This is a genomic window from Flagellimonas sp. (assembly GCF_965222555.1).
Lineage (GTDB): Bacteria > Bacteroidota > Bacteroidia > Flavobacteriales > Flavobacteriaceae > Flagellimonas.
This window is the reverse complement of the sequence record NZ_CBDCUG010000005.1, coordinates 1,960,942-1,984,674: the sequence shown is the minus strand read 5'-3', so window position 1 is coordinate 1,984,674 and position 23,733 is coordinate 1,960,942. Positions and strand designations below refer to the sequence as shown.

At 39.6% G+C, this 23,733-nt stretch carries 24 protein-coding genes; 17 read left to right on the top strand and 7 right to left on the bottom strand.

Translation table 11 applies throughout. The features are described from left to right. Positions 1 to 6 precede the first annotated feature (6 nt). Positions 7 to 1,401 (top strand): c-type cytochrome domain-containing protein, encoded by a 1,395-nt coding sequence (locus tag ACOQO1_RS17290; protein WP_420604137.1) that lies wholly within the window; start codon positions 7 to 9, stop codon positions 1,399 to 1,401. Between the two features lie 21 nt (positions 1,402 to 1,422). Here ACOQO1_RS17290 and ACOQO1_RS17285 read toward each other — a convergent pair whose 3' ends face one another. Next, positions 1,423 to 1,968, bottom strand: coding sequence for an RNA polymerase sigma factor (locus tag ACOQO1_RS17285; RefSeq protein WP_420604136.1), 546 nt, complete (start codon positions 1,966 to 1,968; stop codon positions 1,423 to 1,425). A 91-nt stretch (positions 1,969 to 2,059) separates the two neighbouring features. On the opposite strand from ACOQO1_RS17285, the gene ACOQO1_RS17280 reads away from it, so the two are divergent. The 3 genes from ACOQO1_RS17280 to ACOQO1_RS17270 all read left to right on the top strand — a co-directional run bounded on the left by ACOQO1_RS17280 (position 2,060) and on the right by ACOQO1_RS17270 (position 8,104). Beyond that, positions 2,060 to 3,229, top strand: coding sequence for a FecR family protein (locus ACOQO1_RS17280; RefSeq protein WP_420604135.1), 1,170 nt, complete (start codon positions 2,060 to 2,062; stop codon positions 3,227 to 3,229). 77 nt (positions 3,230 to 3,306) lie between these two features. Then, complete coding sequence (locus ACOQO1_RS17275; RefSeq protein ID WP_420604134.1) at positions 3,307 to 6,552, top strand: TonB-dependent receptor domain-containing protein; 3,246 nt, start codon at positions 3,307 to 3,309, stop codon at positions 6,550 to 6,552. A 121-nt stretch (positions 6,553 to 6,673) separates the two neighbouring features. Further along, complete coding sequence (locus ACOQO1_RS17270) at positions 6,674 to 8,104, top strand: SLC13 family permease (RefSeq protein ID WP_420604133.1); 1,431 nt, start codon at positions 6,674 to 6,676, stop codon at positions 8,102 to 8,104. Positions 8,105 to 8,172: 68 nt separating this feature from the next. Here ACOQO1_RS17270 and ACOQO1_RS17265 read toward each other — a convergent pair whose 3' ends face one another. Together ACOQO1_RS17265 and ACOQO1_RS17260 are read right to left on the bottom strand one after the other, a co-directional pair. Then, positions 8,173 to 8,475, bottom strand: a complete 303-nt coding sequence (locus tag ACOQO1_RS17265) for a hypothetical protein (protein WP_420604132.1) — start codon at positions 8,473 to 8,475, stop codon at positions 8,173 to 8,175. A gap of 353 nt (positions 8,476 to 8,828) precedes the next feature. Further along, positions 8,829 to 9,566 carry a hypothetical protein gene (locus tag ACOQO1_RS17260; RefSeq protein ID WP_420604131.1) on the bottom strand — a complete coding sequence of 246 codons (738 nt, stop codon included), beginning with the start codon at positions 9,564 to 9,566 and terminating at the stop codon, positions 8,829 to 8,831. Positions 9,567 to 9,834: 268 nt separating this feature from the next. Between ACOQO1_RS17260 and ACOQO1_RS17255 the strand changes: the two genes are divergently transcribed. The 11 genes from ACOQO1_RS17255 (at position 9,835) to ACOQO1_RS17205 (ending at position 18,948) form a co-directional block, all read left to right on the top strand. Further along, positions 9,835 to 12,333 (top strand): zinc-dependent metalloprotease, encoded by a 2,499-nt coding sequence (locus tag ACOQO1_RS17255; protein ID WP_420604130.1) that lies wholly within the window; start codon positions 9,835 to 9,837, stop codon positions 12,331 to 12,333. Positions 12,334 to 12,505: 172 nt separating this feature from the next. After that, the gene (locus ACOQO1_RS17250) at positions 12,506 to 12,694 is read left to right on the top strand and encodes a hypothetical protein (protein WP_420604129.1); all 189 of its coding nucleotides are present in this window, start codon (positions 12,506 to 12,508) and stop codon (positions 12,692 to 12,694) included. Between the two features lie 103 nt (positions 12,695 to 12,797). After that, positions 12,798 to 13,244, top strand: coding sequence for a hypothetical protein (locus tag ACOQO1_RS17245; RefSeq protein WP_420604128.1), 447 nt, complete (start codon positions 12,798 to 12,800; stop codon positions 13,242 to 13,244). Between the two features lie 120 nt (positions 13,245 to 13,364). Beyond that, a complete protein-coding gene (locus tag ACOQO1_RS17240) occupies positions 13,365 to 13,742 on the top strand; it encodes a VOC family protein (protein WP_420604127.1) in 378 nt (125 codons plus the stop codon). A gap of 63 nt (positions 13,743 to 13,805) precedes the next feature. Next, a complete protein-coding gene (locus ACOQO1_RS17235) occupies positions 13,806 to 14,369 on the top strand; it encodes a Crp/Fnr family transcriptional regulator (RefSeq protein ID WP_420604126.1) in 564 nt (187 codons plus the stop codon). A 66-nt stretch (positions 14,370 to 14,435) separates the two neighbouring features. Further along, a complete protein-coding gene (locus ACOQO1_RS17230) occupies positions 14,436 to 14,930 on the top strand; it encodes a hypothetical protein (RefSeq protein WP_420604125.1) in 495 nt (164 codons plus the stop codon). 3 nt (positions 14,931 to 14,933) lie between these two features. Beyond that, positions 14,934 to 15,821 carry a sterol desaturase family protein gene (locus ACOQO1_RS17225; protein ID WP_420604124.1) on the top strand — a complete coding sequence of 296 codons (888 nt, stop codon included), beginning with the start codon at positions 14,934 to 14,936 and terminating at the stop codon, positions 15,819 to 15,821. Next, positions 15,818 to 16,534: a VOC family protein gene (locus ACOQO1_RS17220; RefSeq protein WP_420604123.1), complete on the top strand. Its 717-nt coding sequence runs from the start codon at positions 15,818 to 15,820 to the stop codon at positions 16,532 to 16,534. The genes ACOQO1_RS17225 and ACOQO1_RS17220 overlap by 4 nt, the downstream gene beginning before the upstream one ends. Positions 16,535 to 16,673: 139 nt before the next feature. Beyond that, entirely contained in the window at positions 16,674 to 17,483 is an 810-nt protein-coding gene (locus ACOQO1_RS17215; protein WP_420604122.1) for an SH3 domain-containing protein, read from the top strand. Positions 17,484 to 17,617: 134 nt separating this feature from the next. Further along, the gene (locus ACOQO1_RS17210; protein ID WP_420604121.1) at positions 17,618 to 18,226 is read left to right on the top strand and encodes a transcriptional regulator; all 609 of its coding nucleotides are present in this window, start codon (positions 17,618 to 17,620) and stop codon (positions 18,224 to 18,226) included. Further along, a complete protein-coding gene (locus ACOQO1_RS17205) occupies positions 18,223 to 18,948 on the top strand; it encodes a DUF3307 domain-containing protein (RefSeq protein WP_420604120.1) in 726 nt (241 codons plus the stop codon). The genes ACOQO1_RS17210 and ACOQO1_RS17205 overlap by 4 nt, the downstream gene beginning before the upstream one ends. 48 nt (positions 18,949 to 18,996) lie before the next feature. Here the strand turns inward: ACOQO1_RS17205 and ACOQO1_RS17200 are convergent, their stop codons facing one another. Beyond that, the gene (locus ACOQO1_RS17200) at positions 18,997 to 19,833 is read right to left on the bottom strand and encodes an NAD(P)H-binding protein (protein ID WP_420604119.1); all 837 of its coding nucleotides are present in this window, start codon (positions 19,831 to 19,833) and stop codon (positions 18,997 to 18,999) included. A 19-nt stretch (positions 19,834 to 19,852) separates the two neighbouring features. Further along, positions 19,853 to 20,251, bottom strand: a complete 399-nt coding sequence (locus ACOQO1_RS17195) for a DUF5367 family protein (protein ID WP_420604118.1) — start codon at positions 20,249 to 20,251, stop codon at positions 19,853 to 19,855. A gap of 21 nt (positions 20,252 to 20,272) precedes the next feature. Here ACOQO1_RS17195 and ACOQO1_RS17190 point away from each other — a divergent pair, with 21 nt between their 5' ends. Next, positions 20,273 to 21,406 carry an adenylate/guanylate cyclase domain-containing protein gene (locus ACOQO1_RS17190; protein ID WP_420604117.1) on the top strand — a complete coding sequence of 378 codons (1,134 nt, stop codon included), beginning with the start codon at positions 20,273 to 20,275 and terminating at the stop codon, positions 21,404 to 21,406. A 9-nt stretch (positions 21,407 to 21,415) separates the two neighbouring features. On the opposite strand, the gene ACOQO1_RS17185 is transcribed toward ACOQO1_RS17190, so the two are convergent. After that, positions 21,416 to 22,273 carry a helix-turn-helix domain-containing protein gene (locus ACOQO1_RS17185; RefSeq protein WP_420604116.1) on the bottom strand — a complete coding sequence of 286 codons (858 nt, stop codon included), beginning with the start codon at positions 22,271 to 22,273 and terminating at the stop codon, positions 21,416 to 21,418. A 69-nt stretch (positions 22,274 to 22,342) separates the two neighbouring features. On the opposite strand from ACOQO1_RS17185, the gene ACOQO1_RS17180 reads away from it, so the two are divergent. Next, positions 22,343 to 22,759 carry a VOC family protein gene (locus ACOQO1_RS17180; RefSeq protein ID WP_420604115.1) on the top strand — a complete coding sequence of 139 codons (417 nt, stop codon included), beginning with the start codon at positions 22,343 to 22,345 and terminating at the stop codon, positions 22,757 to 22,759. Positions 22,760 to 22,811: 52 nt separating this feature from the next. Here ACOQO1_RS17180 and ACOQO1_RS17175 read toward each other — a convergent pair whose 3' ends face one another. After that, on the bottom strand, positions 22,812 to 23,720 hold the full coding sequence (locus tag ACOQO1_RS17175; RefSeq protein WP_420604114.1) for a DUF6607 family protein: 909 nt from the start codon (positions 23,718 to 23,720) through the stop codon (positions 22,812 to 22,814). Positions 23,721 to 23,733 lie beyond the last annotated feature (13 nt).

The following is a 23,733-nucleotide window of genomic DNA, read 5'->3' as shown; positions in this document are numbered from 1 at the left end:
CTCCCTATGGATATTCTCAAGCAGTTTTTAGGTCGCTTACACCCTCTTTTGGTTCATTTGCCCATTGGCTTTATCATTTTGGGGCTTTTATTGCAGTGGTACGACAGAAAAATCCATGCATATACTAAAATCATCGCCCTTGTATTTTTATGGGCAGGCTTCTGTTCAGCATTTACATGTTTGACGGGTTATCTGCAGTATTTAGGTGAAGGTTACGCTTTTGCTACAATAAAATGGCATCTGTGGCTGGGTATCATTACTACACTGTTTTGTTTTTTGATGTATTTGAGACTCACTGAAACACCTTTAATGGTATTTCTGATGCGATTTCCAACTCTGTTGTTTTCTATTCTTTTATTTGTTTTGGTTTCATTCACAGGGCATTTGGGTGGTGATATCACCCATGGAAAAGGCTACTTGCTTGAACCCTTTCCCAATTCAGTGAAGTCATTTTTTGGGCATGAGACATTTGAAGAAAAAACCATCGCGCTCAATGAGGAAAACTGGCAGACCTCCCTATTTTATGAAGACGTGGTTCAACCATTGATCAATAACAAATGTGTGAGCTGTCATAATCCTAAAAAGGCCAAGGGGAAATTAAAACTCCATTCTTTGGAAGACATGTTGAAAGGGGGTGAGAATGGAGAGGTCATTGTACAAAACAATCCGGAAGAAAGCCCACTTTTTAGTAGACTTGTATTGCCCAAAGACCATGAAGACCATATGCCTCCGAAGGAAAAAACCCAACTAACCAAGGAAGAACTCATTTTGATAAAAACATGGATATCCAACGGCAATCCATCAGAAACAACCATTGGGCAATTGGGATTAGAAAAAGAGCTTTTCCTATCATTCTTTCCTCAAAAGAAAAACAACATTTATCCTGACACCACCGTTGCTGCGATTCCTTTAGATTCAATTGTGTCAATAAAGAAATTTGGAATCCATGTGCAGCAGGTTAACAACACTTCAAACTTTTTAACCGTTTCCTGTATCAACAAACCATCTTTTGGCGATAGTGACTTTGATATATTGAATCCGATAAAAGAACAAATAGTGGTTTTGGACCTTGGGGGAACCCAGATAACCGATGGTATTTTTGAAAAACTCACCACATTGCCTCATTTGACCCTATTAAAACTGGATAATACTTCCGTATCCGGAAATGGGATAGCTTTTTTGAAACAATTGCAACATTTAAAATCAATAAATCTGACCCACACCAATTTTAAAGGTTCCTTTATCCCATCGCTTGGTGAATTCAAAACACTACAAAAGGTCTATCTGTATAACACGGAAGTAAGTCAAAATGAAGAGCAAAGCTTAAATAACCACCAAATTATTTTGGATTATGGTAATTACGAACTCCCCAAAATTGCCGCAGATTCCATTGTTTATTAAATATGGGAAAGTAAGGGGAAGCTAAAACATCAATATTGAAGCATTCTCTCGAATAATGCGAAGGGCCTTGGACATCTGATTCTCGACAGTTTTAATAGAGATGCCCATATCCTGGGCTATTTCTCGATACTTTCTACGCTCCAGCTTGTTCATGATAAAAATCTCTTTACATTTTGGCGGCAGCTTATCAATAAGTTCTTCCAGTTTTACCAAAGTTGAATTCAGGTACGTATCGTCTTCCTTCTGCTCAAAATAACTCTCGTAGATCGTATCCCACCGAATCTTATCCAATAAATCGGGCTGTTTCTTTTGCTTCCGAAGCTGCTGTAAAAATTGGTTGTGGCATGACTTAAACAAATATCCCTTTAAAGAACCTTTTATGGTTATCTGTTTTTTCTTTTCCCAAATCTTTACCATTACATCCTGAACAATGTCCTTGGATAGGTTTCTATCCCCACTCAATTGAAAAATGTAATTGCACAACCAATCGTAGTATTGATCGAACAAATACTCATAAGCCTGAATCTCTCCCTGCTTCAATTTTCCAACAAGTTCTTGCTCGTCCATAGTTTGAGGTAAACTGGTTAAAATTAAAAAAATAAAATAAATAGGGGTTTTTTGAACATCCTGCATCTTTATAACACAATCCTATGTGAAAATGCAAAACAAGGAAACACTAATTGAGAAGTTTTTAGCAAGGACCATCTCGCCTGCGGAGCGGAAAATTCTAAAAAAATGGGTGCTCATGAAGAAGGAGAACCTGGAGTTTTTCAAAGAAGAGATAAGAAAACGCTCAAAAAATACCCTTTACCATCATTTTGATGAAAATGAGGCTTTCAAAAGGTTTTTAGGTACTGTCGAGAAAAAACAATCCAAAAACTGGACTCCATCAAGTTTCCTGAAATATGCTGCCATTTTTATCGGATTATTGTCCGTTGGCATATTTATATTCCAATCCCAAGGTTATTTGGAGCGGTCTGATGCTGTTGTCCAAAATGAAAGAGCTGATGAAAATGGGCAAAACAATGTTGTTATTTCCCTAGAGGATGGAACAAAGCAAATCATTACCACCGATGGCTCTACCAAACTTGTTGACAAGGATGGAAACACCATTGCTAAAAAACAAGCGCAAGGTTTAGATTTTAGCCAACTTAACAATGGAACGGACCAAAATCTTGTATTTAATGAAATTTACGTGCCATATGGGCAAACTTTTAACCTGACGCTTTCTGACGGAACAAAGGTTTGGCTGAACGCAGGAACTCGACTGAAATTTCCACGAAATTTAAGTGCTACCACTCAAAACCGAATAGTTTATCTAGACGGTGAGGCCTATTTTGATGTGACCAGGGATGAAAAAAGGCCTTTTATTGTAAATGCTGAAAACTTGGATATTAAAGTTCTAGGTACACAATTCAATGTTTCGGCTTATAAATCCGATGGGGCAATCGCGACCACACTCGTGGAAGGTGCTGTAAATGTCTATGAAAACTCTAATCCCGATGCAAAAATTTTATTGACCCCGAGTTATCAGGCGGCTTTTGTTAAAGAAAATGGCAGTATGTCCAAAAAGAAAGTGGATACCCGAATCTACACAAGTTGGATGGAAAATAGATTGATCATAGACAATCTCTCTTTTGAAGAGATTTTAGCCAAGCTGGAAAGAACGCACAACGTTTCCATTATAAATCAAGTTGAACACCTAAAGAACGAAGTGTTCAAAGGAGAGTTCGAAAACGAAAGTATTGGGACCATCTTGTCAACCATAGCTACAAGTACACCATTTACCTATAAAATTGAAGATAATGTAATTACAATTTCAGAATAAAAAAGGGAAGGTGTTGCACCACCTTCCCCAATACTAGATCGCTAACAAGGATTATTAACAATCAAACACTCAAAATTATGAAAAAAAGCATGGTTTTCAAGTCACCCTTATTCTTGGTGGCCAATGCAAAAATGTCGCTCAAAATGAAGATAAGTCTTTTGCTTACATTCTTTATTATTTGCCAGCTCTCTGCCAGTGATATCTACTCGCAGCAAAAAGTACGTTTTAACTTTAAGGATGTTCCTTTAAAAGAAGTGCTCAATGAAATAAAAAAACAGTCAGGCTTCAAGTTTTTTTACAACGTAAAGGAAATTGATGATACCAAAAGAACATCATTATCCGCTTCCAACGAAAAGATTTTTACCGTTCTTGACAGACTTACAGCCCAAGAAAGTTTGGAATATTCCATAAATGGAAACCAGATTGTCCTTAAAAAGCAATCTCTGGATAAAATGGACGCCCACACAAAAGACCAAAAAGAAATTAGAGGGTCTGTAAAGGATGCTGATGGCAATCCATTGCCTGGCGCTAACATTTTGGTCAAGGGCACCACCAATGGTACCCAAGCCGATTTTGATGGTAATTTCACTCTGGAACTTGACGATGAAAATGCAATTCTTGTGGTTTCCTATCTTGGTTTCAAAACAACGGAAATAGCCTTAAATGGTCAATCTGTCATCAATATAATTCTCGCAGAAGATGCTGCCCAGTTAGAAGATGTGGTGGTAGTGGGTTCTAGAAACCCCAATAGAACTGCAACCGAAACTACGGTACCAGTTGATGTTATCGATGTGGCAGCCATCGCCAATCAAGGTCCCCAGGTCAGTGTAAATCAAATACTGAATTATGTGGCACCCTCTTTTACTTCCCAATCGCAAACCGTTTCCGATGGTACAGATCATATAGATCCGGCTTCGCTTCGTGGATTGGGCCCCGATCAGGTTTTGGTATTGATCAACGGCAAGAGACGACACAACACCGCGCTAATCAATGTTAATGGCACCGTTGGTGCCGGTAGTGTGGGAACAGATATGAATGCGATTCCAGCAGCGGCCATTCAACGTATTGAAGTGCTTCGTGATGGAGCTGCAGCTCAATACGGTTCAGATGCCATTGCAGGGGTAATCAATATTGTTTTGAAAAAAGCCACTGGAAAATTGGACCTTTCATTAACGTCTGGAGCCAACTTTAGCGAAAACAGCAATCAATTTGAAGGCGGCAGTGATGGAGAAAAATTTCAGTTGGATGCCAACTTTGGACTACCGATCGGAGATAGGGGGTATATTAATTTTACGGGATCCCTTTCCACACGTGAACCAGCGTTGAGAAACAAAGACTACGCAGGCGATATTTTCCAAGGGTTTCACGGCGCCGAACGCATTTTCGCTGCTGGTGGAGGGACTGTTGCCGATATGACCTTGCAAGATTACGCCACCGCAGCACAAAGCATTGGTTATTTGGATCAAACCGTTAAAGATCAAATTGCGGGATTGAACTTGAATAATGAAACCGATATTGCCACATTTCGTGATCTTTTGGGCTTTGATGCCGATGAAGATGAGCTTTCTGCCCGTGGACTTACCCGTAAGGATTTTAGGTTTAAGGTAGGTACATCTCGACTTCGAGAAGGTAAATTCTTTGCCAATATGTCCGTTCCAGTATCTGAAACTACTGAAATCTATGGCTTTGGTGGTATCAGTTATCGTCAAGGCTTGGCGTCCGGTTTTTACAGAAGACCTGCCCAAGGTGATGGTCGTGCCAATACTCCGGCATTTCCGAATGGATTTTTGCCAAATATCGGTACGGATATTTTAGATCAATCGCTGGCTATCGGTATTCGCGGAAAAATAAATGAATGGGATGTGGATTTCTCCAACACCTACGGAAGGAACACTTTTGACATTACAGTTGGAAATTCAAGCAATGGTACCCTTGGTGTAGCCACTCCGCGCTCTTTTGATGCTGGCGGATTAGGTTTTACCCAGAACACGACCAATTTGGATTTCAACAGATTCCATGAAGATATTTTTGAAGGATTCAACATGGCATTCGGTGCAGAATATAAGGTTGAAAAATATGAAATTGTGGCTGGGGAAGAATCCTCATATACCAGCTATGATATCAACGGAAACCCAGTGAACAGTGTTACACCGGATGACCAATTGGTGAGAAATAATTTTACCGGAGTACCTTTAGGTGGAGGAGCCCAAGTATTCCGAGGGTATGATCCAGGTAATGCCACGGAAAAGTTCCGAAACAATATTTCACTATACGCAGATTTCGAAGCAGATTTTACAGAAAATTGGTTGCTGAGTTTGGCAGGTAGATATGAGAATTATTCTGATTTCGGCAGCACTTTCAATTATAAACTGGCCACCCGACTGAAGCTATCAGAGAATCTTGCACTTAGAGCTGCTAGCAGTTCAGGTTTCCGTGCGCCTTCCTTGCACCAACAATTTTTCAGCAGAACAAGCACGGTTTTTGTGGATAATGTTCCATTTGAACAAGGCACTTTCACCAATGATAGTAGAGCTGCCTCTCTAATTGGGATTGACAAATTAAGAGAAGAAACTTCCAACAGTTTTAGCGCAGGTCTGACTGGAAAATTTGGTGAATTCACCATAACAATTGACGGATACTTGATCAATATTGATGATCGAATTGTTTACAGTGGAAGTTTTGGCAATGGTGGTGATCCTGAGCTCACATCAATTTTCGAATCTGCAGGCGCCACCAGTGCACGCTTTTTTGTCAACGCCATCGACACAAAATCCTCTGGTTTGGATGTTGTGCTTTCGCACAAGACCACATGGGGAGATGCCACCCTTAAAAATGATTTAGCGGCAACCTTCAACAAGACCGAGGTAGAAGATATTTTTGTCCCTACCCTGATTGCCAATGCCGGATTGAGTGGTTCTTTCTTTGATGGGCAAGAGGAAGCTTTCTTGACCTTGGCTCAACCACGAACCAAATTGAACCTTACCAATATGGTTTCGTACAATTCATGGGATTTTCTTTTGAGGAATGTTTACTTCGGTGAAGTTACCGATCCAGATGATTTTAACGGAGATGCCAGAGTTGCAGGAACTACGGTAAGTGATGACGCTATTTACGGGGGAAAATTGGTGACCGATCTTACGGTGACCAAATCATTTTCCGAAAACCTGTCATTGACCGTTGGTGCCAACAATCTTTTAGATGTGTATCCGGATGAAAATAGGGCCGGTGGAACCTCTGGAGATCAATTTGTGTACTCAAGAAGAACATCGCAATTTGGATACAGTGGCCGTTACCTCTTTGCAAGATTACGTTTAAGTCTATAATTTTTTTATACTGCTTAAATTATTTGAGTTTGGTTTATTGATGAAAACCCTCCTTTAAAGGAGGGTTTTTTTTATGACCGTGAGACTGCTATCTTTAGAGCCTTGAATTCTAGCTTCTGAAATGGAAAAATCCAAAATCCTGGGACTCCTTTTAGGCCCAATCGCTTTCCTTATCTTAATTAATCTACCCATGGAGCTGGTCTCCGAAAAAGGCGATTCCGTAATTGCCGTCGCCGTATGGATGCTGATTTGGTGGATTACCGAAGCGGTTTCAATATCCGTAACCGCATTGCTTCCCTTGCTATTGTTGCCCCTTCTCAAAATACTGCCAATCGCAGAAGTTGGGGCCAATTATGGAAGCCCCATTGTTTTTCTCTTCTTTGGTGGATTTGTGATGGCTTTGGCTTTGGAGAAGGTAAATCTGCACAAGCGAATTGCCTTAAATATCATTCGGCTTACGGGCACAACCCCCAACAAAGTAATCCTGGGGTTTATGATTGCCACTGCTTCGTTGAGCATGTGGATCAGCAATACGGCCAGTACGGTTGTAATGCTGCCCATAGCATTATCTGTCATCAACCTCTTAATCAATGATGAGGACGGATTTACCAAAAACGATAAGAATTTTGCCCTGAGTGTGATGCTTGGAATCGCCTTTTCTGCGAATGCTGGTGGAATTGCCACTGTTATTGGCACACCACCAAACTCTGTGCTAATCGGGCTTTTGGAAAACGAATACAATACAGAGATTTCATTTTTAAAATGGATGACCTTGGGGCTCCCCTTTTCCATAATTATGGTCACAATTTGCTATGTGGTCCTTGTAAAATGGATGTTTCCCAATCGGGATTTAAAGTTCAATGCCTCCAAAGAGGTAATTGATACAGAACTTGAAAAACTTGGCCCTACCTCCGGAAAAGAAAAATTAGTTCTTGCCATTTTTGGAGTTACCGTTTTTCTATGGATTTTTAGAACACTTATCAACGCCATTTTCCCAAAACTAGGGCTTACAGATACCATGATCAGTATTTTTGCCGCTATTGCATTGTTTGCAATTCCTTATAACCTGAAAAAAGGAGATTTCATTATTCGATGGAAAGATACCTCTAAACTTGCATGGGGTATTTTGATCCTGTTTGGTGGTGGACTTGCTTTGGCCAAGGGAATGTCCACCAGCGGTATCGTTGATATGGTGGCCGCTGCAATTGCCAGTAGCGATATCAGTATTTTATTGACGGCATCCTTATTGATCTTGTTAATGCTCTTTATGACGGAACTAATGAGCAATGTTGCCTTAGTAGCTGTTTTAGCACCCGTAGTAGCGGGTATTGCCATAGGACTGGAGATTCCCATCCTATATTTATTGATTCCTGTGACCATTGCCAGTAGCTGTGCCTTTATGTTGCCCATGGCCACACCTCCAAATGCCATTGTTTTTGCCAGTGGTTATGTAAAAATTGCCCAAATGGCCAGGGTTGGAATAATCTTGAATCTAATTGCCGTTGGGTTATTGATACTAGTTTTTCAGTTTGTGATACCGCTGTTGTTCTAAAACAAGAACCCCTCCGGAAGGAGGGGCTCAAAACAAACTAACTAACTCAAAAAAGTATGAAACTAACTTTATTGTATATAGGGGTCAAAACCTACTGGTAAATACCCTGAAGTATCGAACCCTAATTCTATCTTATCACACTCATCAATATAATTGATGGCCTTCAATGAAAACTTTCCGTTATATGGGTCAAAGTTTTCAGGAAGATAAAGAGCAGTGTCAAATCCTAGATCCCAATCCTGATCTTCTTCAATGAACACCACTTTATTGATGTCAAACTCCTCTTTAGGAGCATTTAATTTATTGGCACTAACTGCAGTAATCGAAACAATTCCTGTAAGTGCCCCTAAGATGTAATTTCTGTATTTCATAACTGTCGTTTTTGATTTGTTATACAAAGGTAAAACCACATTATGTGAAGTTTATTACAATTAGTTTTTTGTTAACGTAGCAGGGGAAACAAGGTAAAAACGGAGTCGTTAATTCTCGGTTTCAATTATTGAAAACCTTGCTGTTTTGGAAAGGAAATTTTGTAGGATTGATAATGTTAAAACCTATTCTTTGCCATTTACACTTGGTCGATTTCTGTGTTATTTTTTTGTTAAGTGACATCAAAGCATTGTAAATAGGTTCAAATTGACCTTAAAACATCAAAAAGCCCTCTCAAAGAGGGCTTTTCATAACTAACTAACTCAAAAATTTGTAAAATGAAAATTAAAACATCCTACTTGGCTTGCCCAGTGTATGGGTCAAAGTTTTCAGGAAGATACGCTGTTGTATCAAATCCTAATTCTATATTATCTTCCTCAATAAAATTGATGGAAGCTATGCTTACAGAACCTTCATAAGGATCAAATCCTTCAGGCAACATATATTCGCTGTTCAATTCCAAGGTAAGCTCAACTTCTTCCTCAATGTATGGGATAGAATTCAAATCAACATATACTTCGTAAGGCGAAAACCCTTCTGGCAAGTAGTCCTTGGTATTGAAACCCAAATCACTATCTTCATGTTCCATATAATTGATGGAGTGAACATCCACTATTTCAGCATAGGCATCAAATCCCTCTGGCAAATACTCCGAGGTATTGAAATCCAGGTTCAACTCAGTTTCGTCTTCTATGTATATAATGGAATTCAAATCAAAATAGGTTTCATAAGGATCAAAGCCCTCCGGAAGATAATCCGAGGTGTCAAACCCCAAATCTTCCATGGATTCTTCTTCCACGAATTCTATTTCATTTAAATTAAGCTCAAAGGATTCTTCGTTATACTTAGTGTATAACCTTGAAGCCGTTTCCTTTACCTCAGCATTGATCTGCAATACTGTAAAATTGTTCTCAAACGTACTGGAAGTTTCCTCTTTGGTTTCTACAACAGGGACCGCAGTACTTTGTGGTGTTTCTGCTACGGCGGAACTGCTAAGGAGTACACAACCGTAAATCATTAATAACTTGTTCATTTTTGATTGAATTTTTTGATTGATGATGTATGCTTATAAGACTATACAAATTCTAAATTGTTACAACTTTTTCGTTTTTTTAAGGAAAAAAGAATTCCGGCTGAGCTCAACTATACGTAGCGTTTCAACGGAAACCATCAGTAAAATTGGATGCTCCCAAAGATTAATATGGATTTGAAAAAATATGAGAGTTAATATTTATTTAACAGTCTGTTTTTATGTTTTTTAGGTTCTTTGGTGGCTATTCATTATATCAAACCGACATTAAATGATCAAAAACGTTCTTACCAAAGTTTTTCTGGCCCTTTTTCTTCTAGGCGCCGCTCAAACTTCAGATGCACAACTTTTTAAAAAGAAAAAGAAGAAGACCGAACAAAAAGCGGATGCCAAACCCAAAAAAGGTGATATTAAACCTTATGATAAGGTAATCACCAAAGAGGCTAAAACTGATGAAGGGCTTTTCCAGGTTCACCAAGTAGATGACAAACATTATTACGAGATTCCAGATTCTCTATTTAATAGGGAAATGTTGATGGTAAGCAGAATTTCTAAAACTGCGACCGGAATTGGTTTTGGTGGAGGAAAAATAAACACCCAGGTACTTCGATGGGAAAAAAAGCCAAAAAAGGTATTGCTCCGGGTTGTTTCCTACGGAAATGTTGCAGCGGATTCACTCCCTGTACATGAAGCTGTTGTCAATTCAAATTTTGAGCCGGTACTCTTTGCGTTCAATATCAAGGCCTTCAATAAAAAAGATTCCTTAAATCCAGCAACTGTCATTGAGATAGATCCATTATTCACCAAGGATGTTAAAGCTGTTGGCATGCCCGATTTTTATCGCAAACGATATAAAGTGAGTAGAATGGATGGAGAACGCAGTTACATCGAATCTGTTAAAAGCTATCCCTTAAACATTGAGGCACGGCACGTAAAAACGTATGCAGCAGGTTCGCCTCCGAGCAACCAAAGTTTGGGTTCTATTTCCATAGAGATCAACAATTCCATGATTCTTTTGCCAAAAGAACCAATGAAACGCCGCTATTTTGATGAGCGGGTTGGATGGTTTGCTCGGGGTCAGGTAGATTATGGCCTGGATGCCCAAGAAAGCAAAACTGTTCGTTATTTAGATCGCTGGCGATTGGAAGTCAAGGATGAGGATATTGAAAAGTTCAAAGCCGGGGAACTGGTTGAGCCCAAAAAGCCTATCATATACTATGTAGATCGTGCAACTCCAAAAAAATGGCTTCCTTATATAAAACAAGGAATCGAAGATTGGCAGGTGGCCTTTGAGGCAGCCGGATTTAAAAATGCCATTCTGGCCAAGGAACCTCCAACAAAGGATGAAGATCCTGAATGGTCCCCTGAGGATGTACGCTATTCCGTAGTGCGTTATTTGGCTTCGCCCATTCCCAATGCCAATGGGCCCCATGTAAGTGATCCACGGAGCGGTGAAATATTGGAATCGGACATCAACTGGTACCATAATGTAATGACCTTGCTTCGAAATTGGTTCTTCGTTCAAACCGCGGCTATTAATCCTGAAGCGCAAAGTGTTGCCTTTAAAGATGAAATTATGGGCAGATTGATTCGTTTTGTCTCAGCCCACGAAGTGGGTCATACCTTAGGTCTTCCTCACAATATGGGAAGTAGTGTGGCCTATCCAGTTGATTCGTTGCGTTCCAAAAGCTTTACCCAAAAATATGGTACCGCTCCATCCATAATGGATTATGCACGGTTCAATTATGTTGCTCAGCCGGAAGATAAAGGGGTAGCCTTAATGCCAGATATTGGAATTTATGACAAATATGCCATTCGTTGGGGGTACAAACCTATCTTGAACACATCGGCAGAAGATGAAAAATCCATTTTAAATAGCTGGATCAGGGAACATGAAAACGACCCTATGTACAGATTCGGACATCAACAAGTGGGAGATGTACACGATCCAAGTTCACAAACAGAGGATTTGGGAGATGACGCCATTAAGGCAAGTTTATATGGTATTGAGAATTTAAAACGTATTGTCCCCAAACTTATGGAATGGACCACCGAAGATGGTGAGGATTATGACAATCTTGGAACACTTTATGGACAGGTCGTTTCGCAGTTCAGACGCTATATGGGGCATGTTTCCAATAATATAGGGGGTGTTTATGAGCACTACAAAACCGCAGGACAAGAAGGAGCCGTGTATACCCATGTGAACAAAGAGCACCAGAAAAACTGCATGGCTTTTATGCAAGAGCAATTGTTCAAAACTCCAAATTGGTTGATAGATCAGCAGATTTTCAATAAAACGGAATATTCTGGATCTGTGGAACGAATTCGCTCCATGCAAGTGAGTTATTTGAACAACATTTTGCAGTTGGGGAAACTTGCCCGTATCATAGAAAATGAAACCATTAATGGAAACGAAGCCTACGGTTTATTAGAAATGATGCGAGACTTAAGACGGGGTATTTGGTCGGAGACTAGAAGTGGTAAATCCATAGATACTTATAGAAGAAATCTTCAAAAAGCCCATATCGACCGTCTGGAATATTTGATGACGGCACAAAATCAAGGAAAACTACCAGACTTTGGTGGGTATAGAAAATCCACCGCGGTGAACACCAGCCAATCTGATATTCGTTCCGTAGCCAGAGCAGAGCTCAATAATTTGAAACGGGATGTTAGAAGTGGCCTGGGACGAATCTCGGATACTATGAGTAGGTACCATCTTCAAGATGCCTTGGAGCGTATTGATTTGATTCTGGAGCCCAAATAGTCCAATGTTGTAAGAATTTACCATAGGAAATGGCCTTTTTTGGATAAACAATGCATTTTATCGATTATACCACGCATTTTATCCCATTCACATCTAAAAAAGGCCATTTCACAACATATGGTGGTTAAGTGCCCTTGCTTTCCCTATTTTAGTATTCCCAAATCTCAAAATCATGACCTACAAAATCAAGAGTCTTATCTACTTCTCCTGTTTTGTGATAGCTTCCATTATCTATTATGGAATTGAACAGGAAGAAAAGTTTCAAAATCAAGTGAATTCCTCCACGGTTGTAGAAACCGATTTTGAGGATACTGATGAGCTAGAAGAAACTCAAAAAGATTTTGTGTCAGATCAAGAGTAGCACCCCATATTTTTTGTGTTAAATGCTTCATAAATTCCGATTTGTTGGTTAAACCATCATGCACGAGCATTGTCCAACCATCAAATCATTAAAATTTAAACATATGAAGCAATTAACAGTATTATTGGTCTTATTGACCACGATGGGTGCAATGGCACAACGACATGCCGGACCAAGAATGGGAAAAAGTCCAAAAATGGACATGACGGCCGAGCAGATGGCCACCCTGAAAACAAAAAAAATGACCTTGGCCCTAGATCTCACCAAAGCGCAACAAGCCAAGGTGATGGACATTAGCTTGGAACAGGTCAAGTATCGCAAAGCGCGATTTGCCGAAATCCAAGCAAAAAAGGAAAGCGGAGAATGGAAAAGACCAAGCTCCGATGAGCAATTTGAGTTTGAAAGTGCCCGATTGGACCGTCAAATTGCACATCAACAAAAAATGAAAGAGGTATTGACCAAGGAACAATACCAAACCTGGAAAAAATTGAAGTTAAAAAAAGGAATGAACGGCAAAAAGAAAATGCAGGAGAAGGGAAGAAGAGGATAGTGTTTTTTGTTGATTTTAGAAGCCACGCCGGCCATGGACGTGGCTTCTTTTTTTGTCCCATTTTTAAACTCCCCTATAAAACGAAAATCGTATTTTGGAATGTATTCTTAATCCAATTTCATGAACCTCAACCAAATTAGTGTCCCTTCACTAAACGTAGAAAACAGCATTGTTTTTTATAGCACATTGGGATTACAATTAATTGTAAAAGCGCTTCCGCATTATGCCCGCTTTGTCTGCCCCAATGGCAACAGTACCTTTTCGGTCCATTTAGTGGAAGAACTACCAAAAGGAGAAGGCGTTTCCATTTATTTTGAATGCACTGACCTGGATGAAAAGGTCACCATACTAAAAGAAAAGGGCATCCATTTTGATGAACCACCTTCGGACCGTACTTGGTTGTGGAGGGAAGCCAGACTCCGTGACCCCGACAATAATCAATTGATTCTATATTTTGCTGGTGAAAACAGGCTGAATCCCCCTTGGCGCGTCCAGTAATTTTTTTGCTCAAAGTGATTGTTGGCCATTTTGGTTCTCTCCAAAAAGAATATCTTTAAAACCATGGAAAACCTGATAGCACAAATAAGAGAGTTTTCTTTGGTTCACAAGGAACTGGAGTCCAGAATAGCTGATGTGTTTTCCAAGATTCGAGTTCAAAAAAATACCACACTCATTGAAGAAGGTAAGTATTGCAAGCATTATTACTTTGTAGAGAAAGGGATTTTTCGCTCATATTACCTTAACAAGGGCAAGGAAAGGACCTATTGGTTTTATTCGGAGAACGAATTTTTTACCTCGTGGTACAGTTTTTATGCCAACCAACCCAGTTTTGAATCCATAGAGGCGGTCGAGGATAGTGATGTATTTGTTGTTTCAAAAAGTCAGTTCCAAGAATTGATCAATGACTTTCGTGAATTTGAAAAATTTGCAAGATGTTTCATTGAACAACAGTATGCCGTCATGGATTTCATCACCAAAAACTTTCAAGATCTAACCGCAAAGGAAAAATATGAGCTTACCATGCGGGAAATGCCTGGTTTAGATCAAAGGGCAAAACTTGGCCATATTGCTTCCTTTTTAGGAATGTCCCAAGAAACTCTGAGTCGATTAAGGGCTCAAAAGTGATTTTTTGATATAGGTCAAAAAGTTATCCATACCCCCTATCTATTTTTGTTTCCTAAAGTAATAGCAATGCAGAATCTTAAATTATTGATCACTAGCTTGGGAGTGATAGCCGTTCTGGCCGGAATTCCCCATTTATTGGCCAATCAATCAAAATCAACTCAAAATAAAGTGGCTGTTAAGACTCCACCTGAAACTTTGGAACCATCCAAAGAAACCCATAATGATAGTAATGACTTTTTATTGGGAAAATGGAAGGTCCAGTATGATTCAGAAGAGTTCAGAGGGGCAGTCATCAATGAAATAAAGGAAAGTAACGAAAAAATGATAGGAGTTACCATTGCTTATTTGGATGAATACGGCAATTCCCAAAAAGCAAATGACACCATCTTGGAGATAACTCTTGAAAAATCCAAAACCTACACGGGGATTTACCGGTTGGATTATGAGGGTGAGCGTTATAAAATCCCCTGTGAAATAAGATCCATTTCCGGAACACAGTTACAATTGAGTTATGATTATTACGGCTATGCCGACACTGAAATTTGGAACAAAATACCTTAGAAAATGATAGAATTTTTATCAAAAGAACTTAGTTGGGTCGATGTGGAATATTGGTTTTCCATTTTCAACGATTGGAGTCTTGTTTATATCATCATCCCCTTCTTTTTAATTGAACTGATTCGGTACACGGTGCTTAAAAGATTGACAACGGACGTTATTTTTGACTCCATTGCCAACATCATCACCTTTGGTGGTTTTGTATTGATTGAATACATCTTGGGAATCCTTGCCATCACCAAAATCTATTTTTGGGTCTATGAAAACTTTAGTTTACCTCATCTGCCTATTAACTGGGCCACGGTTATAAGCTGTATCCTACTGGCAGATTTTGCTTACTACTGGGACCATAGAATGATGCATCGTGTTGGTCTGGGTTGGGCAACACATACCGTTCATCACAGCTCAAAACACTTTAATATGTCAGTTGCCTATCGATTTGGGCCTCTTGATGCTGTTTTTCCCATTTTGTTTTCCCTACCCATCGTAATGTTGGGCTTCGACCCCATTTTAGTATTATTATCCGAAGTTTTTGTACAGGTCTTTCAGACCTTGTTGCATACGGAGGTCATTAAAAAGCTTCCAAAACCTATTGAATATATCTTCAATACCCCTTCGCACCATAGAGTGCACCATGGGTCAAACAGACAATATTGGGACAAGAACTATGCAGGCATCCTTATTATTTGGGACAGAATGTTGGGTACCTTTGAACCAGAGGTTGAAAAAGTGAGGTATGGCATCGATAAACCCATAAACTCAAACAACCCCATCAAAGTGTTCCTTCATGGGCTACAACGTTTGTTTGCCAAAGTTTCTGACACTCCTGGTTTTGTCAACAAACTAAAAGTATTGATCATGCCCCCAAGTTGGCAACCAAAACCAAATAAATGAAAGCAAATAATTTTATCTGGACAGATCTTTCAACTTTTGACCTCAAAGTTTCCAAAGAGTTTTATTCAAAAATCTTTGGTTGGGGCTATCAGCAAGTAGATACTGATTACCACTATGCCTACAAGTCAAAAAAAGAGGTTTCGGGCCTATATCTGATGCCGGAGACTTTTGTAAACATGGGGATGCCTTCTTTTTGGATGCCTTATATTCAAGTGACCAGTGTTGCCGCTACGGTATCTAAGGCTCAAGCTATGGGAGGAAAGGTTGAATTGACAGAATCCACAGGTGATTTTGGCTCCATTGCTCTGATTAGAGATCCTTCCGGTGCTGGTTTTACGGTGTATGATGGAAACCAATTAAATGGCCGGACCTTGGATGAGGAAAATACTATGGTATGGAACGAGCTCTATGTTTCGGATGAAGGTTTGGTTTTGGAGTTCTATACCCATCTTTTCGATTGGACCATTGAAGAAACCGAAAACAAAAGATTCTTGGTTTACAACAGTCAAGGACAAAATATCACTGCAATTCAACAGGTGGACAATGAAATAAAGGGAAAACATGAATATTGGTCTGTGTTTTTCAAGGTTGCGGATATTAATGCAACCATTGCCAAAGCTTTGGAATTTGGAGGCAAATTAATTTATCAAGATAATCACTCAGCCTTGTTGGCCGATTCCTTTGATGCCATGTTCCAGATAACTGAAAAATAAATCTTATCCCTATTGGTTTATCATTACTATCTTTACTAAACGACTTTCCTAAGTGCATTACGGAAAACCATTTTAACATTTTGGCCCGTATATATTTCAACCTCCCTAAGGACTGTCCTAATCCTTAAAATTCAGAAATATGAAATCAAAATGCACAATTGCGGTCTTTGCCGCCCTGTTATCTGTCACCTTTAGTTTTGCCCAACGTATCCATTGTCCCGTCACATGTCCCTTTGAACCCGGTGAACAGGTTTATGTCTTTGGCAATGATGTTAAGTTAAGAGCTGAACCCAATACCGAATCTAAGGTCTTGGAACTCCTTAAAATTGGGGAATGGGTGAAAATTATTGAAATGACGGATTCCTCATGGCCTTACAATGGCTATGATTCCCCTTTCTACAAAGTAGAGTACAATGACATGACCGGGTATATTCTGGGTGGATTGCTCTCTTTGGAAAAGAAAACCGTAGATGGAACCAACTATTTTTTCGCCTACTCCAAGGAGGGAGACAAAACCCTTTTGAATATACGGAGCATGTATTTTGGACGCTTGTTCAAAAAGAAAATACCATTGGACAACAGCTTTATTAGTATAGAAACTTATAGCGATAGAGGCATTGAACATTTAGATGGGATAATCTATATAGATTATCATGCCAATCATGACGGGGAAGAAAATGGGGGCATTTATGTATTTGCCTTTGAAGGCGCCCTTATCGCATATGAACTTTCACAGTTTAATGATGAAGATGCGTCCTATTATTCTGAAAAATTCGTTTTCCCTGATGAAGAAGGAGGTCTACCTGAAAAAATAATCTTTAAAAAAGAGAAAGGATATGATTGTTTAGGCCCAGAAGATGAATGGCTCTATACCAATGTGGAAACCTGGAAATTGAGTTGGGACCGTGGAACGCTCGTCCCTAATTTCCGGGAAAAACCAACAAATTAGAAAATTAGGCCCTTCTGTAAATTATGGAAGGGCTTATACTTTTCTATTACTATCGGTTATTTTACCGATAATTAATATTATCTGCTATTTTGCCGATATTTGTAATTATCGGTTATTTTACCGATATTTGAATTATGAAAGTAACAACGGCCATAATAACCGGAGATATCATTAATTCCCGAAAGGATATTCCCGAAGCTTGGTTGCCCAACCTAAAAAGGGTATTGAACACCTATGGGAAGGAGCCAGCACAGTGGGAAATTTACCGCGGTGATAGCTTCCAGTTGGAGGTACTCCCGGAAAAAGCTCTAGAAGCGGCCATTCATATCAAAGCGACCCTAAAACAAAAGAAAGGCATAGATGTTCGTATGGGTATTGGTCTGGGCGAAAAAGACTATAGTTCAGACAAAATAACAGAATCCAATGGCTCCGCCTTTGTATTCTCAGGGGAATGCTTTGAGGGTTTGAAAAAACAGACCCTGGCCATAAAATCCAATTCCGAAGAACTTGATACCTCAATGAACCTCATGCTCCAGCTGGCTGCATTGAGTATGGACCATTGGTTGCCCGCTACATCAAGGGTCGTGAGGACCGCCCTAGAACATCCTAAATCCAACCAAAAAGAGTTGGCGGGCATTCTGGATAAATCACAAAGCAATATTAGCGAAGCATTGATTCGTGCCGGATTTGATGAAGTCAAAAAAATGAACCAATTTTATATCTCCCAACTCATAAAACTATGACGCTATTTGCTCTAAAATTGATACTGGCCCATTTTCTGGGGGATTTTGTATTCCAACCTGCACATTGGGTCGATGATAAGCTAAATAAAAAATGGAAATCCAAATACCTCTATTGGCACATGGGAATTCATTTGTTGGCTTTGTTGATTCTACTTCAATTTAAACATCTGGGCATCATTGCCATTATAATCGTTACCCATTATCTGATTGATCTGGGCAAACTTGCCTTCACTAACGAAAAAAACTTTAGATGGCTTTTTGCGCTAGATCAAACTCTTCACTTATTGGTCATCGTTTTCCTTATATATTGGTACGAACCCTTTCAAATTGACCCCACCGTGTTGTTCGGTGAAAAAAACCTCTTGTTCATTACCTTCTTGGTATTTGTGACCTATGTTTCTGGAATTCTGATGCGAATGCTTTTGGCGCCATACATTAAAGAAGTTCAAAAAAGTGATGATGCGGAAGGAGGTTCCCTTAAAAATGCGGGAACATATATTGGCATGTTGGAGCGCCTATTTGTTTTTGGTTTTATCCTATTGAATCAATGGGCTGCAATAGGGTTGTTGATTACGGCTAAATCGGTTTTTCGTTTTGGAGACCTGAACAAAGGCAAAAACAGAAAACTTACCGAATATGTGCTCATTGGAACCCTTTTGAGCTTTGGACTGGCCATTTTAGCCGGAATGTCATACAATCATTTGGTAGGAGCAATAGCATAAAAAAAGCAGATCTTTTAGATCTGCTTCATTTTAAATAAGAGAACCGTATCAAACTCCAACTGGCTGGTTCCAAACACCCGTTACCGCTGTTTCTTTCACATAGGCTGAAAAATCTTTGGGTTTCCTACCCAAAACTTTCTCAATGTCATGTGTGATAACTTGATTTGCTTCATTACCCAGAACTTCGGTGAAAAGATAATTGATCAACCAAACGTAATCTTCTGGAACACCATGTTCCTTAAGCATTTTGGTATAAGCAGGTAGAGCAATAGCGGTAAACGCTATCTCTCTGTCCGCTTCTTGTCCAATTTCATTGATGATTTCCCTAAAAGTCAAAAACCTTGGCCCTGTCAATTCGTAGATATTTCCGTTGTGCTGATCTCCAATCAAGGCTTCAACCGCAACATCTGCAATATCATCGGCATCAACATAAGGTACTTTTACATCTGCTTGAGGCAAGGCAACAAAACCACTCTGAATAGGTTCCAAAAAGAAACTCTCACTAAAATTCTGGTTAAACCAACTAGCCCTTACAATGGTATGATCCAAACCACTATTAATGACCACCTGCTCACATAATTCCGCCTCTCGCTCCCCTTTCCCAGAAAGCAACACCAATTTTTGCACACCTTTCCTTTTTGCTTCCTTTACCAATCCTTCAATAGCTTCCAAAGCTCCCGGAACCGCCAAATCGGGTTGAAAAGTAATGTATACCTTTTCCATTCCCTCCAAGACATTGCCCCAGGTTTCAGGTTTATCCCAATCAAAAGCAGGACTTTCACTTCGTGAACCAATACGCACATTGTGCCCTTTATCGTTCAGTTTTTGGACGATTCTACGTCCTGTTTTTCCAGTTCCCCCCAATACTAAAATGTTGTTTTTCATAATTGTTTGTTTAAAGAAATTATATGTATTTATTAAGCTTTATATAGATTTTGATATACCAATACAGTACAGCCACTATCATAAATTCAAGGGCGATCAACCAAAAGCCGAAATCAGTAAAAAAGCTGTAGTAACTACCTCCATTGGGGATAATCAGAAAGGGCACGGTGATCAATGCATCAAGGGTGACGCTTGTTAAAAACAATGTCTGACCAAGTTGCCAACCATGTGTTGTAGCTCCCTTTTTGTAGTATAACCAACACCCTGCCCAAACCAAGGGTATCACCGCTGCAAATAAGACCGCGTTGGCCTGTTGTTCCTTATCATCCATTATGGGAAGGTAAAAGGACATGGCATATGTGCTAACACCAAGTATCCAAATCAATATTCCAATTCCGATGGCTCTAAATGTTTTCATGACTGTTTGTTTTTTAATTACATGGCAAAACTAGGACGACCCTTGGGGGAGAAGTTGTTCGAAAAGGAGTATGATTTGTTCGAAAAGGATAACTTTGAACTTATGGGGCTTTCACAAACCAATAAACGTCGGTGGCGCATACTCAGGTTCTACATGATCGGATGGACCTTGGCCTGTCTTTTTCTTGCCATTGTTCGCGGTGTGGGTACACAGGAGTTGGGTCTACTTCAGTTCGATTTTCCCAATAATTTTATAATCTCCGTTATCCTTGGTCCAATTTTAGGTTTAATGTCCGGAACCGCTCAGATTTTGGTTGAGGAGCGGATTTATAAGTTTATGTCCATCCAGCGGTTATTGCTCATCCGGTTTTTGTATACCATTCTATTCTTGACGTTGATGGTCATTACTGCCTATAGCGTTTACCAATTGCTATTTGGAACTTCAGTAAGCATGCTCGACTTTGCGTTTGATCGCGGCAGTGGAGCCATTTACTTTTATATGTTTTCCGTGGATCTGTTTTTGGCGGTACTAAGACAAGTAAATCTAATGTTGGGGGAAGGGAATTTGGCCAAATTACTTTTGGGAAGGTTTTACACGCCTCGCGAGGAGCTGCGTATTTTTATGTTTCTAGATCTTCAAGATAGCACGATCCTAGCTGAAAGGTTGGGCCATGTAACGTACAGCAAACTGGTGCAGGATTGTTTCAATGATCTGGGCATTGCCATCTCCAACGAGGCAGAAATATATCAATATGTAGGTGACGAAGCAGTTTTGACTTGGCCGCTGGAGGAAGGTATAGAAAGTCAGAATTTACTAAAGACCTTTTATAATTTTAAACAGCGTCTAGAAGCAAAAAGAGCATACTACGAAGGGAGATATAATTGCCTTCCATTCTTTAAAGCAGGCGTACATGCGGGAATTGTTACCGTGACAGAAGTTGGGAAATACAAAAAGGAAATAGCCTACCACGGAGATACCATTAACACTGCTGCCCGAATTCAAGGACAGTGCAATACATTAAAAAGTGATTTGCTTCTTTCCGAAAAATTGAAAAAGCATCTGGATTCACCTGATTATACCTTTAAAGCTATGGGAAGTATTCCCCTTAAGGGGAAAAAAGAAACGGTGGCCATTTTTTCTGCTGCCAAGAACTAAGTTACTTGCTTATCTTCTTATTTCACTTGGTCTAAAACCAAATTTCTTGGCAAAGGCATTGGAAAAAGAACTCAAACTATCGTATCCCACGTGCCATGCGGCTTCCTGAACTGTAGCTTCATTTTTTCGGATAAGCTCATGGGCCTTGGTCATGCGTTCATTCTGAAGATATTTGAAAACAGGAACCCCAAAAAGCTCCTTGAAATCTTTTTTAAGTTTAAACGTGTTCAATCCTATCTGCCGTGAAAGTTCGGTTAGTGAAGGAGGAGTATCCAAATTATTAGATAGGATTTCTTTGGCCTCATATAATTTTTCACGTTCTATATTTTTAATCCCATCATCCTTCAAGGTGGACAGTTGCCAAAAAAAGTGGGACAACAAAGCAGTAATCTGACTTCGAAAAAACATCATCTTGGCTTTGCCTTCATAAGTATTTTTGAAAATGCCATCCACAATATGTTGCATCTCCGGGGTCATAAAAAATCGAGGCCCTTCTACATAATGATCCGATGGTTTCACCAATTGCCCTAACAATTCTGAAAACAATTCCCCTTCGTTATTGGGCAACTTTTGAAGGTTTTTGGGTGAGGTGGCTATAACAATACATTGCAGCGATTTTTCCGCAGAAACTGTATGTTCACATTCCACACGTTCATCGGCATAGAATGAGAGTGCCAAGCCCTTGGTATGATCATAATCCCTTTGTTCATTACCATATTTCATGGACAAATGCACATTGCCAGAGCCATACAATGCTACCGCGATTACGGGCTCATCAAAATAGCAAGAATCTGTAATGATTTTATCGGAATCGGCTACTTCCACCAGAATGGTAAAATCATTGATGTCCAAAATATCCCTGGTCATACGTCTTAATTGTACCTATTAAAATTACCTAATTTGATATAATTATAACATACACTTAATTCTTGTCCTATGAAAACAATATTCGACACCTTTAAACCTCAAGGCTTCCATACGGTAAATGCCTATTTGTTCGTGGCCAATCCTGAAGAGGAAATAGATTTTCTTAAAAAAGCTTTTTATGCTGAAGAATTAAATAGAACCATCAATGATAAAACAGGTGAGATAGCCAACGTAATCATTAAAATTGGGGACAGTTGTTTTATGGTCAGTCAGGCAAGAGGAGAGTTTGAAAATATGAGAACATCGTTTTACTTATTTGTAGACGATGTAGACCATGTCTATCAAAATGCCTTGGACAATGGCGCCCAAAAAAGTTTTGACCCTATGGATATGGACTATGAAGATAGACAAGGAGGAATCATTGACCCTGCTGGTAATTATTGGTGGATTTCCAAGCGGTTGGTGGAAAAGGAATACCAAGAATAAAAAAGCCACCCTAAAAGGGTGACTTTTCATTCAAACTAACCAATCACCAAGCCTATTTTGAAATAAATGCATCAATGGTCTTGGCAATATTATCCTCTGAGCTGTCAAAATCCTCTGAAAAAAGATGGGCATAAAGCGGCATACCATCAACTTTGGCATTGAGTTTTAAATTCTGTTTTTGTGCAAAGACGTTGTCCCACTTCGTTCGAACCTTGGCCCAATTTGCTCCATGTTCTTTCCACCAGTTTTGGGCTACTAAACATCTGCTGTCAGAAACCTTTTTATAGGTATTGAATCCCTTTTCCTCGGCCAAAACCACATCGGTGGCTCCTTCTTTTCTAATGATTTTTTTATTGTCCTGGTCATGAACCCATCCTTCTGCAGTTACAACATGTCTATTGTTTCTAAGGGTCAGGTTATAATCACTTCTTTTGGTATATTCCCTTCTCGGTAGTGGTGCGTCAGCCGCATTTTCCCAATAACTTTGTCCATTTTCATGAATCCAGGTCGCGGATCCCTCATAACGAGGACTATCATCTACCTGATATACTTTTTGCGTCCACTGTCCTTTCACACGCTCTTTTGGAAGCGAAACATAGTTCCAAACATTATCAGCATTATAGGTATATAGATCGGTATTCTCAAATAGCCAATCCTGTCTCCAATGTTTTATGACTCGCGGCGAATCTTGTTTTCCCACCACTAACAGATGTTGCATCACTATTTTGTCCTTCTCATCGGACACCAATTGTACCCATTCCAATGCTTTGTCATGCTTCACTTTGGAAGGAACATAGCTTTCATCCTCCGAATATTCAAAAGTTTCGGCAAAGTTGAAGCCTACCTCATAGCACCCACACATGCTTTTTATGGCCTGGTGGTCCTTTTTCTTCTTGCTCTGAGCATTGGATTGCAATGCAAACGCTAAACATAATACAGTAAAAATTGAAAGTTGTTTCATCGTAAACGTCTTG